This is a genomic window from Microbacterium arborescens, assembly GCF_049707515.1.
GTDB lineage: Bacteria > Actinomycetota > Actinomycetes > Actinomycetales > Microbacteriaceae > Microbacterium > Microbacterium arborescens_B.
In genome coordinates this window covers 174012-190857 of record NZ_JBNAFI010000006.1, presented here as the reverse complement: position 1 = coordinate 190857, position 16846 = coordinate 174012, and the positions used below count along the sequence as shown (strand labels likewise).

Sequence of the window (16846 nt, the reverse complement as noted above, 5' to 3'; positions counted from 1 at the left end):
GTGGACCCGCAGCGCGCCGAGACCGACCTGCCCGTCTCGATCGGGCGCCGCCTCCGGGCTCTGCGCACCCGGACGGGACGCTCACTGGCATCGGTGGCGCAGGAGATGGGCATCTCCGCGAGCGCCCTCTCGCAGATCGAGACGGGGGCGATGCAGCCCTCGGTCCACCGGCTGGTGGAGCTGGTCGGCGTGCTCGGTGCTCCGGTGTCGGTGATCTTCGACGACCATGCCGTGGCCGCGGTGCCCGATCCGGAGGCCCCGGGTGAGCTCGACGAACCCGTCCCCGGCGTGTTCATCGCTCGCGCGGGCACCGAGACCACCGCACACCTCGGCGAGGGCGTCACCTACCGCCGCCTCACCCCCGTCCCGATCGCCGGGGTCGAGCATTTCGAGTCGACCTACCCGCCGGGCGCGAGCTCGAGCGCCGACGGGGGCCTCCTCGTGCACGCCGGTTACGAGAGCGGGCGCGTCGTGACCGGCACGCTCACCTTCGAGTTCGCCGACGGCGAGGTCGAGCTCGGACCGGGCGAGTCGCTGTCGTTCGCGGCATCCCGTCCGCACCGCGTGGCCAACCGCACCGAGAGCGTCGCGGTCGCGACCTGGCTCACCGTCGTGGGCGCCTCGGGTCCGACGGGCGGGCCGACCGCGGGCTGAACCGGCAGCGGCTCCGACCTTCACATCGTCGTTACATCGGCGAAACCCGCGGGGAGACGTTAACCCATAGCTTCACTTCCAGATCCCTTCTGGAAGGTTCCGACGCCATGACCGCACCCCCGAACATCCTCCCCACCGACACCACGGCGCACGTCCCGGGCTACGATCCCCGGCTGGCGAACGACGACCTGGCGCCGCTGCGCAAGCAGAAGTGGACCTGGTACAACATCTTCGCCTTCTGGATGTCGGACGTGCACTCCGTCGGCGGGTACGTCACGGCCGGGTCGCTCTTCGCCCTCGGGATCGCCGCCTGGCAGGTGCTCGTCGCCCTCGTCGTCGGCATCGTGATCGTGCAGGTGTTCGCGAACCTCGTCGCCAAGCCCAGCCAGAAGACGGGAGTGCCCTACCCGGTCGTCAACCGCGCGATCTTCGGCGTGCGCGGTGCGAACATCCCCGCGATCATCCGCGGGGTCATCGCGATCGCCTGGTACGGCGTGCAGACCTTCCTCGCGGCCCAGTCGCTCAACATCGTCTTCCTCAAGTTCATCCCCGCGTCCGCCGCGCTGCTCGACGTGAGCTTCCTGGGTCTGTCGGCCCTCGGGTGGATCTCGTTCGCGATCCTGTGGGTGGCGCAGGTCGCGCTGTTCTGGAACGGCATGGAGGTCATTCGCCGCTTCATCGACTTCGCCGGACCCGCCGTCTACGTCGTGATGATCGTGCTCGCGATCTACCTCGTCAGCCAGGCCGGCTGGGAGAACATCGACCTCAACCTCTCCGACCCGGCGGCCGCGCCCCACGACTTCTGGGGAACCGTCGGGCTGATGGCGATGGCCGTCGGCATCGTCGTGGCCTACTTCGCCGGCCCCATGCTGAACTTCGGCGACTTCGCCCGCTACGGCCGGTCCTTCCGGGAGGTCAAGAAGGGCAATTTCTGGGGTCTGCCGGTCAACTTCCTGTTCTTCTCGATCCTGACCGTCCTCACCGCCGCGGCCACTCTTCCGGTCTTCGGCGAGCTGATCCTCGACCCCATCCACACGGTCGAGGCGATCGACACGCCCTTCGCCATCCTGCTGGGCGGTCTCACCTTCGTCACGGCCACGGTCGGAATCAACATCGTGGCGAACTTCATCGCGCCGGCGTTCGACTTCTCCAACGTCGCCCCGCACAAGATCTCGTGGCGCATGGGAGGCATGATCGCGGCGGTCGGCTCGGTGTTCCTCATGCCCTGGAACTGGTACTCGGATGCCACGGCCATCCACTACTCGCTCGGCATCCTGGCCGCGCTCATCGGGCCGCTGTTCGGACTGCTCGTCGCCGGGTACTACATCGCCGCCAAGCAGCGCATCAAGACCGACGACATGTTCACGATGTCGGAGACGGGCGCCTACTGGTACCGCAACGGCTACAACCCCAACGCGATCAAGACGCTGCTCGTGGCGGGCATCCCGACGATCGTCATCGCGATCCTGCCCAAGACCTTCGCGGATGCCGGCCTGTTCGACATCTCGTGGATCGGCAACTTCACCTGGTTCATCGGGTGCGCCCTGGGCTTCGTCGCCTTCGTCCTCTTCGAGCGGCGCGACCCGCAGGTGCCGACCTTCGCGGGCGAGACCGAGGGCATCTCGGACGGGACCCAGCCCGAGCCGGCCGTCGGCGCGGGGGAGCCCGCCGCGTGAGGATCACGCTGATCAACCCGAACACCTCCCGGGCGATGACGGCGAAGATCGCCGCCGCCGCCCGGGAGGTCGCCGGGCCCGGCGTCGAGATCGCCGCCGTGTGCCCCGAGACCGGGCCGGCGGCGATCGAGAGCCACGTCGACGAGGCCTTCGCGGCGGTCGCCATCGTGCGGCTCATCGAGGCCGACCTCGCCGCGGGCGGCAGCGACGCGTACGTCATCGCCTGCTTCGGAGACCCCGGTCTCGACGCTGCCCGCGAGCTCGTCGACGTGCCGGTCATCGGCATCGCGGAGGCGGCCATGCACGTCGCGACGCTGTCGGGTCGGCACTTCGCCGTCGTCACGACCCTGAGCCGGACCCTGGGCCGGGCGCGCGACCTGTTGGCGCGCTACGGGATGGGTGACGCCTGCGTCTCGCTCGTGGGGTCGGGCATCCCCGTGCTCGAGCTCGAGGACACGGCGTCGGAATCGTTCGAACGGATCGCCGATCTCGCAGCGACCGAGGTCGCCGCCGGCGCCGACGTGATCGTCCTCGGCTGCGCGGGCATGACCGACCTGTGCCATGCGCTCACGGCGCGGGTGGGCGTCCCGGTCGTCGACGGCGTCGGCGCGGCGGTCGGCCTCGCGGCCACGATGGTGCGGATGCGGGTGGGCACCAGCAAGCGGGACGAATACGCTCCGCCGCCGCGCGCCTCCGTCTCGGCCTGAGACGCCGGCGTCGAGGCTGTTCGCCCTGCATCCGGCTGGGCCCGACGGTGTCACACGAGCGTTACACGGGAGAAACCCCCTGGACGGTGTTAAGTCATAGCTTGATACTTGTCCTTGTGCATCGCTCGCGGTGCCGCCCACCACCCTGAGCCGGGAGTACTCGTGACCGCATCCCCTCCGACCCGTTTCGTCGTGCGCGCCCGTCGCGTCTTCGACGGGTCCGGCTTCGTCCCGGCGGCGGTCGTCGTCGATGACGGGCGCATCACCGACGTCCTTCCTCTCGGCGCATCCGTAGCCGGGGCCGCCGAGGCGCTCGTCGCGGACGATGCCGTGCTGCTGCCGGGACTGGTCGACTCGCACGTGCACGTCAACGAGCCGGGGCGCACGGAGTGGGAGGGCTTCGGCTCGGCGACCCGTGCCGCGGCGGCGGGCGGGGTCACGACGATCGTCGACATGCCGTTGAACTCGCTGCCGCCCACCACGACCGTCGATGCGCTCGAGATCAAGCGCCGTGCCGCCGCGGCATCCGCCCGCATCGATGTTGCTTTCTGGGGAGGCGCCGTCCCGGAGAACCTGGGGAACCTGGGGCCGCTGCACGACGCGGGCGTCTCCGGGTTCAAGTGCTTCCTCGCGCCCTCGGGCGTCGACGAGTTCGGCCACCTCGACCGCGCGCAGCTGCGCCGCGCCATGGACGAGATCGCCGCGCTGGGGTCGCGGCTGATCGTCCACGCCGAAGACCCCGAGCTGCTCGGACCCGGCGGCGCGCTCGGCCGGGGCTACGACGCGTTCCTCGCGTCGCGTCCGGCCTCGAGCGAGGCGTCGGCGATCGAGGCCGTGATCGAGGCCGCGCGTGCGGCGGGGGCGCGGGCGCACATCCTGCACCTGAGCGACGCGCGATCGTTGCCGGCCATCCGCGCCGCTCGTGCGGCGGGGGTCGACCTGACCGTCGAGACCTGCCCGCACTACCTGACCATCGTCGCCGAGGAGATCCCCGACGGCGCCTCGGAGTTCAAGTGCTGCCCGCCGATCCGCGAAGCCTCGAACCGCGACCTGCTGTGGGAGGGCGTCGTCGACGGCACGATCGATGGGATCGTGAGCGACCACTCACCCTCCACCGTCGACCTCAAGCGAGCGGGGGACGGCGACTTCGGCCTCGCGTGGGGCGGCATCTCGGGGCTTCAGGTCGGACTCGCGGCGGTGTGGACCGAGGCGCGGGAGCGCGGCATCCCGCTCGAGACGATCCTGCCGCTGTTCACGACGGGCCCGGCGGCGATCGCCGGACTGGCGGGTCTCGGCCGGATCGCGCCCGGCGCACCCGCCCACCTCGCCGTCTTCGCGCCCGATGACGTCCTCCGCGTCGACGCGAAGGAGCTGCGTCACCGCAACCCCATCTCCGCCTACGACGGCCGTGTCCTCACCGGCCGTGTCCGCCGCACCTGGCTGCGGGGCGAGGTCGTGTTCGAAGCCGATTCGGACGCGGCGCCCGTGGCACCGCGCGGGCGGCTCCTCTCGCGCACGGACGCGCTCGTCGCCGCCGGAGAGGACGCCTCGTGACCGGGCCCACCGAAGTGCCGCCCACCGGGACGCCGCCCACCGAGGTGCTCCCGGCCGAGCTGGCGGCGGCGTTCACCGACTACGAGCGCGCGATCGTCGAGAACGACCTCGCCGCGCTCGACGCCGCCTTCGCACCCGGTCCTGGGACGCTGCGCGGCGACGGCGCCGGGCTGCTCGTCGGGCACGACACGATCAGCGCCTTCCGTGGCGCTCGCGGCGGGGTCGCGGCCCGGATGATCGAGACGATCGAGTACCGGCCGCTCGCACCGGACGTCGCACTCATCGTGTCGGTCTCGCGGTACGCCGCCGGGGGGAGCGGCCTGCAGACGCAGGTCTGGCAGCGCATCGATGGTCGCTGGCTCATCACCGCGGCCCACGTGACCCCGCGCCCGCAGGCGTTCGACCGATCGATCTGGCGCACCGTCGGCGACCCGCTGTATCAGGGAGCCTGGGAGGGCCCGCTGGCGGGGCTGACCGTCGCGGTGAAAGACCTGTTCGCGGTCAAGGGGTACCGGATCGGGGCGGGCAACCCGGCATTCCTCGACTCCGCGCGCGCCGAGACGACGACGGCGCCGGCGGTGAGCGACCTGCTCCGCGGCGGCGCGTCGCTGCGCGGCATCGCCCGCACCGACGAGTTCGCCTACTCGGTCGCCGGCGACAACGCGCACTACGGCACCCCGCCCAACGCCGCGCTCCCGGGAGCGCTGCCGGGCGGATCCTCCAGCGGGCCGGCCTCCGCCGTCGCCGCCGGGCACGCCGACATCGCCCTGGCGACCGACACCGCGGGGTCGGTGCGGGTTCCCGCCTCGTACCAAGGCCTGTGGGGCCTGCGGACGACGCACGACCTGGTGCCCCGGCAGGGCATGCTGCCCCTCGCGCAGAGCTTCGACACCGTCGGCTGGCTCACGCGCGACGGCGAGACGCTGCAGCGCGTCGCCGAGTGGTGCCTGAGCTACGACGGGTCGGAATCGACCGAGAACGTGCTCGGCGAATCGTCGCACGATCTGCCGTGGCGCTTCGTCGTGCCCGACGAGATCGTGGATGCCGCGGCGCCCGAGACCCGCGCGGCTTTCGAGGCCCTGCTCGAGCGCCTCGCCGCATCCCGCGAACCCGCCCGTACCGAGCATGCCGCGATCGGCGACCTCGACGACTACCTCGACCCGTTCCGCACCGTGCAGGCCGCTGAGGCCTGGCGCAACAACGGCGAGTGGCTGAGGCAGCACCCCGGCGCGACCGGGGCCGCCGTGGCCGAGCGCTTCCGCATCGCAGCCGACGTCACGGCCGACGACGAGACCTGGGCGCGCGCCGCGCTCGTGCCCCGGGCCGAGCGGTTGAGCGCTCTCGTCGAGGAGGCGGTGCTGCTGATGCCGACCGCGCCGGGAGCCGCGCCGCCGCGCACCGCTCACGGCGAAGCGGTCGACACCCTGCGACGCGCCACCCTGCGCATGACCACGCCGGCCGCCGTCGCGGGCCTGCCGGCGATCTCGGTGCCGCTGCTGACCGTGCCGTCGCCGCTCGGACAGGCGCCGGTGGGCGTGAGTCTCGTCTCCCGCGCCGGCACCGACCTCGCCCTCGTGCGCCTCGCACGTCGCCTCTTCTCGCTCCTCGACCCCCGGAGGGACAACCGATGACGAACCCGACCGTTCACATCCCCGGACCGATCGACCCGCCCGCCCGCCTGCTGATGGGCCCGGGTCCGATCTCGGCCTACCCCAGCGTGCTGACCGCGATGTCGGCCGCCCTCGTCGGTCAGTACGACCCGTTCATGACGCAGACGATGGCCGAGACCCAGGAGCTCTACCGCGCGGTGTGGAACACCCGCAACGACGCCACGATGCTGATCGACGGCACGAGCCGCGCGGGCATCGAGGCGGCCATCGTCTCGCTCGTGCGCCCCGGCGACCGCGTGCTCGTCCCCGTCTTCGGACGGTTCGGTCACCTCCTCGCCGAGATCGCCGAACGAGCCCTCGCCGAGGTCCACACGATCGAGACCGAGTGGGGCCAGGTCTTCACGCCCGGTGCGATCGAAGAGGCCGTCGTGCGCGTCAAGCCGACGCTGCTCGCGCTCGTGCAGGGCGACACGTCGACGACCATGAACCAGCCGCTCGACGAGATCGGCGCGATCTGCGCGAAGCACGGGGTGCTGTTCTACTCCGACGCCACCGCCTCCCTCGGCGGCAACGAGTTCGACGCCGACGACTGGGGACTGGATGCCGCCACCGCGGGCCTGCAGAAGTGTCTGGGCGGTCCGAGCGGGTCGGCGCCGATCACCCTGAGCGAGCGCGCCGTCGAGATCGTGCGCTCCCGGGCGCGTATCGAGGCCGGCATCCGTGAGCCCGGCGATCCCGTCGCGGCCGACTTCGTGCGATCGAACTATTTCGACCTCGGCATGATCCTCGACTACTGGGGGCCGCGCCGGCTGAACCACCACACCGAGGCGACGTCGATGCTCTACGGAGCCCGCGAATGCGCCCGCGTGCTGCTCATCGAGGGTCGTGACGAGGTCATCGCGCGGCACCGTCTGGCCGGGGCCGCCATGCTCGCCGGCGTGCAGGCGCTCGGACTCACCGTCTTCGGTGACATCGCCCACAAGATGAACAACGTCGTCGCCGTCGAGATCCCCGCGGGGGTGCCCGGCGACGAGGCGCGTGCCGCTCTGCTCGCGGACTTCGGCATCGAGATCGGAACCTCGTTCGGGCCGCTCCACGGGCGGGTGTGGCGAATCGGGACGATGGGGTACAACGCGCGGCAGGACGCCGTGCTGACGACCCTCGCGGCACTCGAGGCAGTGCTCCGGCGCTACGGCGCGGCGGTGCCGCTCGGCGGCGGGGTCGAAGCGGCGGCGGACGTCTACCGGGGACGCTGAGCCGTGGCATCCGCTCTGCTCACCGTCTCTCCCGACCGTATCGCCGAAGCGGCGCGTCGGGTGATGTCGCGCTGCGACGAGCTGGCGCGCATCAGCGCCGCCCCCGACCGCATCGAGCGGGTATATCTCTCGCCCGAGCACGCACGCGTCAACCGCTTGGCGGCCGAATGGATGCGCGAGGCCGGGATGTCGACTCGGCAGGATGCCGCGGGCAACCAGCTGGGCCGCCTCGACACCGCGGGCGACGACGCCGCGCTCATGATCGGCTCGCACCTCGACACGGTGTCGGACGCGGGGCGCTACGACGGCATCGCCGGTGTCCTGATGGGCATCGAGGTCGTCCGGCTGCTGCGCGAGCCCGTCGCCGACGGAGCCTCGTGGCGCTCGCCGCTGCCGTTCGCGCTCGAGGTCGCCGCCTTCTGGGACGAGGAGGGCACGCGATTCGGCAAGGCCCTTCTCGGGTCGTCGGCCGTCGGCGGCGTGTGGGACGAGGACTGGTGGCAGCTCTCCGATGCGGAGGGCACGACGCTCTCCCAGGCGTTCCGCGAGTTCGGGCTCGACCCCGGCCGGATCGGCGAGGCGGCCCGGCGTTCCGACGAGCTCGTCGGGTATCTCGAGGCCCACATCGAGCAGGGCCCCGAGCTGCACCGCCGCGGGGAGTCGCTGGCCGTGGTGTCGTCGATCGCGTCGGCGCGACGGTTCCTGCTGTCGGTCGAGGGCGAGGCCCGGCACGCTGGGGGAACCCCGTACGACATGCGACGCGATGCCCTCCTCGGCGCCTCCGAGGCGGCGCTCGCCGTCGAGAGGGTGTGCCGAGCCGAGCACCACATCATCGGAACCGTCGGCCAGTTCCAGGCGTACCCCGGCGGGGTGAACATCGTGCCGGGCGAGGTGCAGTTCTCGCTCGATCTCCGCGGCGAGTTCGACGGGGAGCGAGACCGGGTCTGGCGCCGGCTCTCCGCGGAGCTCGACGAGATCATGGGCCGCCGGGGACTGCGCTGGCAGCACCGCGAGATCCACAACGCCGCAGCGGTCGCGTGCGCACCGCTGCTGCAGGACGTCGTGCGCGAGGGCATCCGGGCGACCGGTGCGTCCGGCGCCACCGGCGCCACCGGCTCAACCGACGATGAGCCGCCCGTGATCTTCAGCCGGGCGGGGCATGACAGTATGGCGCTCGGCGGGCTCACCGACATCGGGATGCTGTTCCTCCGCAACCCCGACGGCATCAGCCACCACCCCGACGAGGACGTCTCGACCGCCGACGTGGCCCGCGGCATCCGGGCGCTTGCCGAGTCGGTGCTGCACCTGGCCGCCGATCGCCGCGCGGCCGCCTGACGCGCTCCGCACCCGGCGCAATACCCCTGACCCGAGGGCGAAACATGGGCTCGGTAGCGTGCGGGTATGCGCCTGCTCGTCACCCACGCCCGCCTCATCACGGTGCCCGCCGGCACCGACGACCCCGGCTACATCGATGAGGGATGGCTGCTGGTCGGCGACGATGGACGCATAGCCGGTATCGGCGCCGGCGACCCGCCCGCGGGCACCACCGCCGACGAGACCCTCGATGCGGACGGCTCGTTCGTCGCACCCGGTTTCGTCTCGAGCCACTCGCACCTGTTCACCTCGGGCCTGCGCGGGCTCGGCGTCGGCGAGACGCTGTACGGCTGGTGCGACGCGATGCTCGGCACGACCGCGCACATGACCGCCGACGACGTCTACTGGTCGACCCTCCACGGCGCCCTCGACTTCCTCTCGAACGGTGTGACGACGGCCTACAACTTCACCGACCCGCAACAGGCCTGGGAATCGATGGTCGACGGCAAGCGCATAGGCGACGCCCGGATGCGCGAGATCGACTACCACACGCGTCAGGCCGACGGCACGCGCGACGCCGGCATCCGGTTCGTCGACGCGATCGGCATGGATGTCACCGTCGGTTCCGACGACGAGATCTTCGCGAGGTTCGCCGCATCGGTGGCTCACACGCAAGCGATGGATCCCGACTTCGCGCTCGGCGCCTCGATCATGGGCCAGGTGCAGTGGTCGCCCCGCGCCGAAGCGGCGTGGCTCGAGGTCGAGGCGATGCGCCGCTACGGCGTGACGAACCAGGCGCACTTCCTCGAGTCTCCCGAGGCGGTCGACCACCAGCGGTCGAAGTTCGCGCAGTACCGGGATGCCGGTGCGCTCGGCCTCGGCCTCGTGTTCGGCCACTTCATCCAGACGACCCCCGAGATCATCGACGAGGCCGTTGCGGGCGGCGCCGCGATGTCGTGGCAGCCGGCCTCGAACGGCCGCCTCGCGTCCGGGATCGCCCACGTGCCCGAGATGCTGGCGAAGGGCATGAAGGTCGGCATCGGCCTCGACGACCAGGCCTGCACCGACGTGTCGGACCCGTGGCAGAACATGCGCATGGGCATCTACCAGCAGCGTGCCCGCCTGCAGGATCCGCTCGCGATGATGCCCGAACAGGTGCTGCGGCTCCACACGCTCGGAGCCGCCGAGATCATGGGTGTCGCCGATCGGGTCGGCTCGCTCGAGGTCGGCAAGCTCGCCGACTTCGTCGTCGTCGACCCCCGCCGGCCCGACGTGGGGCCGCTGTGGCACCCGGTGCGCAGCTACGTGCTCGCGATGAGTCCGCGCAACCTCTCCCGCGTGTACGTCGGCGGCGTGCTCGTCGACGACCGCGGCGCGTCGACCAACCCCCTCGCCGCCGAGGCATCCGCGCGCCTGCACGAGTCCCTCGCCGCCGTCGCCGCCCGTCGCCCCTCGCACCCCCACTGACCCGCCCCCGCCCCACGCCCACCCCGGACCCGCGAGACGACATGCGGGCGCCGAGACGCTGGGTTCAAGCCACCGTCTCGGGGCGCAAGTGTCGTCTCGCGGATCGGGGACCGCCCGGGGGACCGCCCCGGGGATCGGACCGCCCGGGGTCAGGCGACCGAGGTCGTCATGCCCATGCGGGTCAGGACGAGGGTCTCCGCGATCTGCACGAGGTTGTAGAGCACCAGGGTGAGCAGGGTGATGATCGCGACCGACGCCCACAGGTCGTCGAAGCGGGCGGTCGCCGTGAACTTCACGATCATGCCGCCGATGCCCTGTCCCGTCGAGAGCCATTCGGCCAGCAGCGCGCCGGTGACGGCTCCCGGAACCGATACCCGCGCGGCGGCGAAGAGCGAGGGCAGGGCCCCGGGCACACTCACCTTGCGCAGCTGCGCGAGCCGCCCGCCGCCGTAGACGTGCACGAGGTCGAGGCTCTCCCGGGTCGCCCGGCTCAGCCCGAACAGGATCGAGGCGAGGGCGGGGAAGAGCACGACGATCGAGCCGATGACGGCGACGGATGCCGCGGTGCCGCGGCCCGTGATCAGGATGATGACGGGAGCGATGGCCACGAGCGGAACCGATCGCAGCAGCAGGGCGAGCGGCATGACGCCGGCTTCGATGGCCTTCGACAGCGAGAACGCCACGGCGAGCAGGAGCGCCACGAGCATGCCGACCCCGAAGCCGAGGGCGGCATCCTGCACCGTCTGACCGATGAGCGGCCACAGGCCGGCTCGGTTCTCGGCGGCGTCGTCGGCGGCGAAGAGGAACTCCCACACGTCCGCGGGGCCTTTCGCGACGTAGGTCGAGATGCCCGTCAGGTTGACCACGGCCCACCACAGCGCGAGCACGATCAGCACCGTGGCGAGGGCGTTGAGCACGGAACGGCCGAGCGACCGGCGGAGCGCGGCGATCATGCCGCCGACCTTCCCGAGACCCAGGGTGTCACGAGACGCGAGACCAGTCCGAGTGCCGCGTATCCGATGAGGGCGACGACGGCCGACAGCAGGAACACCGCCCAGACCCGGGGCGAGTCGAGGTCTCCCTGCAGCTTGATGAGCGTGATCCCCACGCCGCGGTCGATGGCGCCCATGTACTCGCCGAGGATGGCCCCCAGGAACGCGCTCGGCACCGCGATCTGCAGCCCGTTCAGGATCGCCGGCGCGGCCGCGATCAGCCGCACCTTGCGCAGTTGCATCCACCGCGACCCACCGTAGACGCGCACGACGTCCAGCGAAGCCTTGTCGGCGGCCTTGAAGCCCAGCAGCGCCCCGACGACGGTGGTGAAGAAGACGGCCAGCGCGGCGAGGAAGATCGCCGTGGCGCTCGGGTCGCCGGCGCGCTTGGCGCCGCCGAGCACGACGATCGCGATGCCGCCGACCGCGACGACGGGCAGGCAGTAGCTGACGACCGCGATCTGGGTGACGACCACCTCGAGCCGGGGGAGCAGCAGCACCGTCGACGCCAGCAGCAGCGCGATGACGTTGCCCCACGCGTAGCCGATCATCGCCTCGCCGATCGTCACCCGGAAGACGGTCCAGTACGGCGCGAGACCGTCGCGGACGATGGTCTCGAACACGGTGAACGGCGACGGCACGGGTGTGAAGGTCGTGCCCGGAGGCGGTGAGAACGCGGTGACCGACAGCAGCCACCAGGCTGCGATCAGCACGACCGCGCCGATGACGCCCGCGAGCCAGGTCGGCAGTCCGGCGCGGCGCATCACGACTCCGCGTCGGCGCGGCCGTCGGCCCCGAACAGCAGCTCGGAGGCGCGGTCGACCAGCGCGTGGAACTCGGGGGTCCGCATCATCTCGGGTGTCCGGGGCCGCGGCAGGTCGACCTCGATGATCTCCACCACCCGGCCCGGGCGCGGCGACATGACGGCCACCCGGTCGGACAGGAAGATCGCCTCGGAGATGCCGTGCGTGACCAGCAACGTGGTCGCGGGCTTCTCGGTCCAGATCCGCAGGAGTTCGAGGTTGAGGTTCTGGCGCGTCATGTCGTCGAGCGCGCCGAAGGGCTCGTCGAGCAGCAGCACCGACGGCTTGAGGGCCAGGGCACGCGCGATGGACACGCGTTGGCGCATGCCGCCGGAGAGCTGCGCGGGCTTCGCCTTCTCGAAGCCGGTGAGCCCGACGAGCGCGATGAGCTCGTCGATGTAGGCCTTGTCGGGCGTGCGGCCCGCGATCTCGAAAGGCAGCCGGATGTTGGCCAGCACGCTGCGCCAGGGGAGCAGCGCGTGGTCCTGGAAGGCGATGCCCAACTCGGAGTCCCGCCGCAGCTCGTGCGGCGTCTTGCCGTCGACGCGAACCTCGCCGGACGTCGGGCTCTCGAGGTCGGCGAGGATGCGCAGGATCGTGGACTTGCCGCATCCCGAGGGGCCCAGCAGCGCCAGGAACGAGCCCTTGTCGGTGTGGAGGTGGGTGTCCTGCAGCGCCGTCACCGTCCGGCCGCGGCCGGTGGCGAAGGTCTTGCTGAGGCCGTCGATCAGGATGCCGGTGCCGCGAGCGGTACCGGCATCCCGGGTGTCGTTGAGTGTCATGCGATCGGGTGGGGCGTCCGGACCTACGGGAGGTAGTCCAGGAGCTCCGGGTTCTCGTCGTAGATCTCGTCGATGATGGTGGTGTCGAACAGGTCGTCGACCGACACGTCCCAGCCGGCGGCGGCGAGCGAGTCGACCGTCTGCTGCTTCAGCTCATCCGAGATGGTGAACAGGCCGTTGGCCTCGGTCTCCTCGGTGGAGATCAGCAGGTTCTGGGCGGCGATGCCGGCCGTCGTCTTCTCGGGGTCGAGGGCGCCGAACACGGCCTCGAGGCCCTCCTCCGACTCCTCCGCGGCCTGGTTGTAGTACTTCTGCACCAGCGTGACCGTGTCGTCCACGGGCTGCTGGAACACCTCGGTCCACCCCTTGATCTCGGCGATGAGGAACTCCTTGAGCAGCTCCTCGTTCTCGGCGAGGTACTGGTCGGTGACCGTGAACGTCTCGGCGACGTACGGCACGCCGTTCTCGGCGTACGACAGATTGGTGGTCTCGTAGCCGGCGAGCTCGACGGTCAGCGCCTCGTTGGTGAGGTAGGCCATGAAGCCGTCGACCTGGCCGTCCATGAGCGGTGTGGGGTCGAAATCGACGGGAACGACGGTGACCTCGCTCGGGTCGATGTCGTTGGCGTTGAGCAGCGCGGCGAAGACCGAGGCGTTGGAGTCCTGCACGCCGATCGTCTTGCCGATGAGGTCCTGCGGGGTGGCGATGTTTCCGCCGTCGGCCAGCGAGAGGATCGTGAACGGGTTCTTCTGGAAGGTCGCGCCGATGATCTTCAGCGGAGCGTTCTCTTCGGCGACGGCCGCGCCGACCGAGGCGGCGTCCGACAGGGCGACCTGGACGGTGCCCGACAGCAGCTTCGCCACACCGGTGTCGGGACCGGAGATGCCGATGACCTCGTCGAAGCCGGCCTCGTCGTAGTAACCGTTCTCGTAGGCGTAGAACTCGCCGGCGAACTCCTCGTTCTTGATCCAGGAGTACTGGACGCTGATCTCGCCGAACGACGCTGAGTCGTCGGAGCCGGAGGCTCCGGGTTCGGCGGCGGTGGACGAGCAGGCAGAGAGGGCGAGCGCGGCGACGGCGGCGGTGGCCAGGGACGCTGCGAGGCGGTGCTTCCGGATGCGCGGAGCGGGCATCGGTTCTCCTTCGGGTGTGCGGGTGCAGGAACGCAGCGCGGTGACGGATGCCGCTGCGGGGAGGTGCTGGCTTGAAGCTATTGCTTGAATATTTCGTTCACCGTCGCGCTCGTGTTTCGATGCTGTGACGGCTTGTGAGCCCAAGCGGTGCGTCAGAGGTTCCGCCGGGCGAGCCGCCACACCCGGTCGCGGCTGAAGGGCTGCTCGTAGGGGCGGTCGCCGATGGCGCGGGCGATCGCGTTGCCGATCGCGGGCGCGACGGGGTTGTACGGCGACTCGCTCATCGATTTCGCCCCGAACGGCCCGAGCGCGTCGTCGGTCTCGGCGAAGTAGACCTCGGTGTCGGGAATGTCAGCCGACTGCGGCACGCGGTAGGTGCGGAACACGGGGTTCATCACCCGGCCGCCGTCGTCGATCATCACCTCTTCGTACAGCGCGCTGCCGATGCCCTGGGCGACGCCGCCCTCGACCTGTCCGCGGCACTGCGCCGGATTGAGGACGACGCCCGCATCGGCCGCCTGGATCGACTGCAGGATGCGCACCGACCCGGTCTCGGGGTCCACCGCCACGCGGACCGCGTGCACGTTGAACGCGAGAGAGCGTTGTTCCCCGAGCTCGCTGCCGTCGGCGGTCAGCCCGTGTTCGTCACGATGCGCGGGGTCGGCGGCCGCGATCAGCTCGGCCGCGCCGACGATGCGGGCGGGAGTGCGTACCGAGCCGTCGGGCTGCAGCACCGCGTCGACGGCGGCGGTGCCGGTGACGGATGCGGCGGCGCGCCGCATCCGCTCGGCCAAGGTGATGCACGCCGCGTGCAGCGCCTTGCCGGCCACCGTGATGCCCGCCGAGGCGAAGGCGCCGGTGTCGTGACGGACGGCATCGGTGTCGGCGCTGCGCACCTCGAGGCGATCGGCGCCCAGCACCGACGAGGCGATCTGCCGGTGCACCGTGCTCGTGCCGTTGCCGAACTCGACCGTCCCCGTGCGCAGCAGGTACGAACCGTCGGGCCGCAGCGTCGCCGTCGTATGGGCGATGTGCCCGAACGGGGCCATCGTCGCGATCATGGCGGCGGCCATACCCTCGCCGACCAGCCAACCCTCGGGTGCGGCGACGCCGTTGCCGCGTCGCAGAGCCGATTCCGCCAGGTCGAGGCACTGGTCGAACCCGTAGCTGCCCCAGACGAGGTCGTGTTCGTGTGTGGCATCGGCCGGACCGACCGCGTTGCGCCGGCGCAGCTCGAACGGGTCGATGCCGAGCTTCTCGGCGAGCATGTCCATCGCCGACTCGACGCCCAGGATGACCTGGCCCAGCCCGTACCCGCGGAAGGCGCCGGAGGGCACGTTGTTCGTGTAGACCGCCTCGGCGTCGAGTCGCACCGCCTCGCAGCGGTAGAGCGCGACCGATTCGGCCAGCGAGTGGAACATCACTCCGCGCGAGTGGTTGCCGTAGGCGCCGGTGTCGCTGAGGAGGTCGACGGTCATTGCCGTGAGGCGGCCGTCGGCGTCGGCGCCGAGGGTGACCGACACCCGCATCGGATGCCGCACGGAGGCCCGCTGGAACTGTTCCGTGCGCGAGAACTCGTACGCGACCGGACGCCCCGTGCGCAGCACCGCGAGGGCCACGAGGTCCTCGGTGAAGATCTCCTGCTTGCCGCCGAAGCCGCCACCGACGCGTGCCGTGAACACCCGCACGCGCTGGGCGGGCAGGTCGAAGATGCGTGCGATCTCGTCGCGGGCGAGGAAGGGCACCTGCGTCGAGGAGCGGATGACGAGGCGGCCCTCGTCATCGAGCCATCCGACAGACCCGTGCGTCTCGAGCTGCGCGTGCGAGACGCGCTGCGTCGACCAGGTGCCGCTGACGACGGCGGCGCTCGAAGCCAGCGCCGCGCCCGTGTCCCCCGTCTCGCGGTGCAGGCTCGCGATCACGTTGCGGCCGGCGTCGTCGACCCGGTCGGCTGGGGTGCGGTCGGGATGCAGCAGCGGCGCTCCCGCCGTCCGCGCCTCCTCGGGGTCGAACACCGCGGGGAGCACCTCGTAGTCGACGCGCACCAGACGCCGGGCGGCATCCGCGGCCTCCGCGGTCTCGGCGACGACCGCGACGACGCGCTGTCCGACGTGACGCACGACCTCATCGAGCATGAGGGTGTCGTCCGGATCGTCCTCGCGGTGCTCGTGACGACCCGTCGAGTACCGGATGCGGGGAACGTCGGCGGGCGTGAAGACCGCGACGACGCCGGGCACGGCTCGCGCGGCATCCGTGTCGATCGCGACGATGCGGGCGTGCGCGTGAGGAGAGCCGACGACGCGGAGCACGAGGGGCGCACCGGCCGGCGTCTCGGCGAGATCGAAGGTGAACGGCTCGCGACCCTGCACCACCCGCCGCGCGGGCTCGGGCGAGACCGAACGCCCCACGCCGCGCGGGGTCGGGGCCGTCGCCGGCGTGCCTGTTTCGCGTACCGGCCCGAGCACCGACGCGCGCACGGCTTCGCGGATCGGGCGGTAGCCGGTGCACCGGCACAGATTGCCCTTGAGCCGGCGGTCGAGGTCGTCGAGATCGTCGGCGCCGAGGGTCGAGGCCGTCACGCTCAGACCCGGCGAGCAGAAGCCGCACTGGAAGCCGAAGTGCTCGATCAGAGCTTCCTGCACGGGGTGCAGCTCGTCGCCCGGAGCAAGACCCGCCGCGGTCGTGACGGAGCGGCCGTCGAGGCGCGCGGCCGGAATGAGGCACGAGTGCACGGGGTCACCGTCGAGAAGCACCGAGCACGCGCCGCAGTCGCCCGCATCGCAGCCCTTCTTGACCTCCAGGTGCCCCGTCTCGCGCAGGAGCGTCCGGAGGCACTGCCCCGCGCGGGGGTCGGCCTCGACGGCCGCTCCGTCGACGGCGAACCTCACGGCGCCGGTC

The 16846-nt window shown here is 71.3% G+C and carries 13 protein-coding genes; 8 read left to right on the top strand and 5 right to left on the bottom strand.

The features are described from left to right. The 8 genes from ACPYN5_RS12910 (at position 1) to ACPYN5_RS12875 (ending at position 10238) form a co-directional block, all read left to right on the top strand. A complete protein-coding gene (locus ACPYN5_RS12910) occupies positions 1-654 on the top strand; it encodes a helix-turn-helix domain-containing protein (protein WP_424449390.1) in 654 nt (217 codons plus the stop codon). A 107-nt stretch (positions 655-761) separates the two neighbouring features. Beyond that, complete coding sequence (locus ACPYN5_RS12905) at positions 762-2330, top strand: NCS1 family nucleobase:cation symporter-1 (protein ID WP_424449389.1); 1569 nt, start codon at positions 762-764, stop codon at positions 2328-2330. Then, entirely contained in the window at positions 2327-3037 is a 711-nt protein-coding gene (locus tag ACPYN5_RS12900; RefSeq protein ID WP_424449388.1) for an aspartate/glutamate racemase family protein, read from the top strand. The genes ACPYN5_RS12905 and ACPYN5_RS12900 overlap by 4 nt, the downstream gene beginning before the upstream one ends. 162 nt (positions 3038-3199) lie before the next feature. Then, the gene (gene allB, locus ACPYN5_RS12895; protein ID WP_424449387.1) at positions 3200-4591 is read left to right on the top strand and encodes an allantoinase AllB; all 1392 of its coding nucleotides are present in this window, start codon (positions 3200-3202) and stop codon (positions 4589-4591) included. After that, entirely contained in the window at positions 4588-6222 is a 1635-nt protein-coding gene (locus ACPYN5_RS12890) for an AtzH-like domain-containing protein (RefSeq protein WP_424449386.1), read from the top strand. Before allB ends, ACPYN5_RS12890 begins: the two co-directional genes overlap by 4 nt. Continuing rightward, the gene (locus tag ACPYN5_RS12885; RefSeq protein ID WP_424449385.1) at positions 6219-7457 is read left to right on the top strand and encodes a pyridoxal-phosphate-dependent aminotransferase family protein; all 1239 of its coding nucleotides are present in this window, start codon (positions 6219-6221) and stop codon (positions 7455-7457) included. Before ACPYN5_RS12890 ends, ACPYN5_RS12885 begins: the two co-directional genes overlap by 4 nt. Before the next feature lie 3 nt (positions 7458-7460). Continuing rightward, positions 7461-8792, top strand: coding sequence for a Zn-dependent hydrolase (locus ACPYN5_RS12880; RefSeq protein ID WP_424449384.1), 1332 nt, complete (start codon positions 7461-7463; stop codon positions 8790-8792). Between the two features lie 66 nt (positions 8793-8858). Then, positions 8859-10238 carry an amidohydrolase family protein gene (locus ACPYN5_RS12875; protein ID WP_424449383.1) on the top strand — a complete coding sequence of 460 codons (1380 nt, stop codon included), beginning with the start codon at positions 8859-8861 and terminating at the stop codon, positions 10236-10238. A 149-nt stretch (positions 10239-10387) separates the two neighbouring features. Here the strand turns inward: ACPYN5_RS12875 and ACPYN5_RS12870 are convergent, their stop codons facing one another. The 5 genes from ACPYN5_RS12870 to ACPYN5_RS12850 all read right to left on the bottom strand — a co-directional run bounded on the left by ACPYN5_RS12870 (position 10388) and on the right by ACPYN5_RS12850 (position 16836). Next, positions 10388-11191 carry an ABC transporter permease gene (locus ACPYN5_RS12870; protein WP_424449382.1) on the bottom strand — a complete coding sequence of 268 codons (804 nt, stop codon included), beginning with the start codon at positions 11189-11191 and terminating at the stop codon, positions 10388-10390. Beyond that, a complete protein-coding gene (locus tag ACPYN5_RS12865; protein WP_424449381.1) occupies positions 11188-11994 on the bottom strand; it encodes an ABC transporter permease in 807 nt (268 codons plus the stop codon). Before ACPYN5_RS12865 ends, ACPYN5_RS12870 begins: the two co-directional genes overlap by 4 nt. Then, entirely contained in the window at positions 11994-12815 is an 822-nt protein-coding gene (locus ACPYN5_RS12860) for an ABC transporter ATP-binding protein (protein ID WP_424449380.1), read from the bottom strand. Before ACPYN5_RS12860 ends, ACPYN5_RS12865 begins: the two co-directional genes overlap by 1 nt. Positions 12816-12838: 23 nt before the next feature. Then, positions 12839-13948 carry an ABC transporter substrate-binding protein gene (locus ACPYN5_RS12855; protein ID WP_424449379.1) on the bottom strand — a complete coding sequence of 370 codons (1110 nt, stop codon included), beginning with the start codon at positions 13946-13948 and terminating at the stop codon, positions 12839-12841. Between the two features lie 152 nt (positions 13949-14100). Beyond that, the gene (locus tag ACPYN5_RS12850) at positions 14101-16836 is read right to left on the bottom strand and encodes a molybdopterin-dependent oxidoreductase (protein ID WP_424449456.1); all 2736 of its coding nucleotides are present in this window, start codon (positions 16834-16836) and stop codon (positions 14101-14103) included. Between the last annotated feature and the right edge of the window lie 10 nt (positions 16837-16846).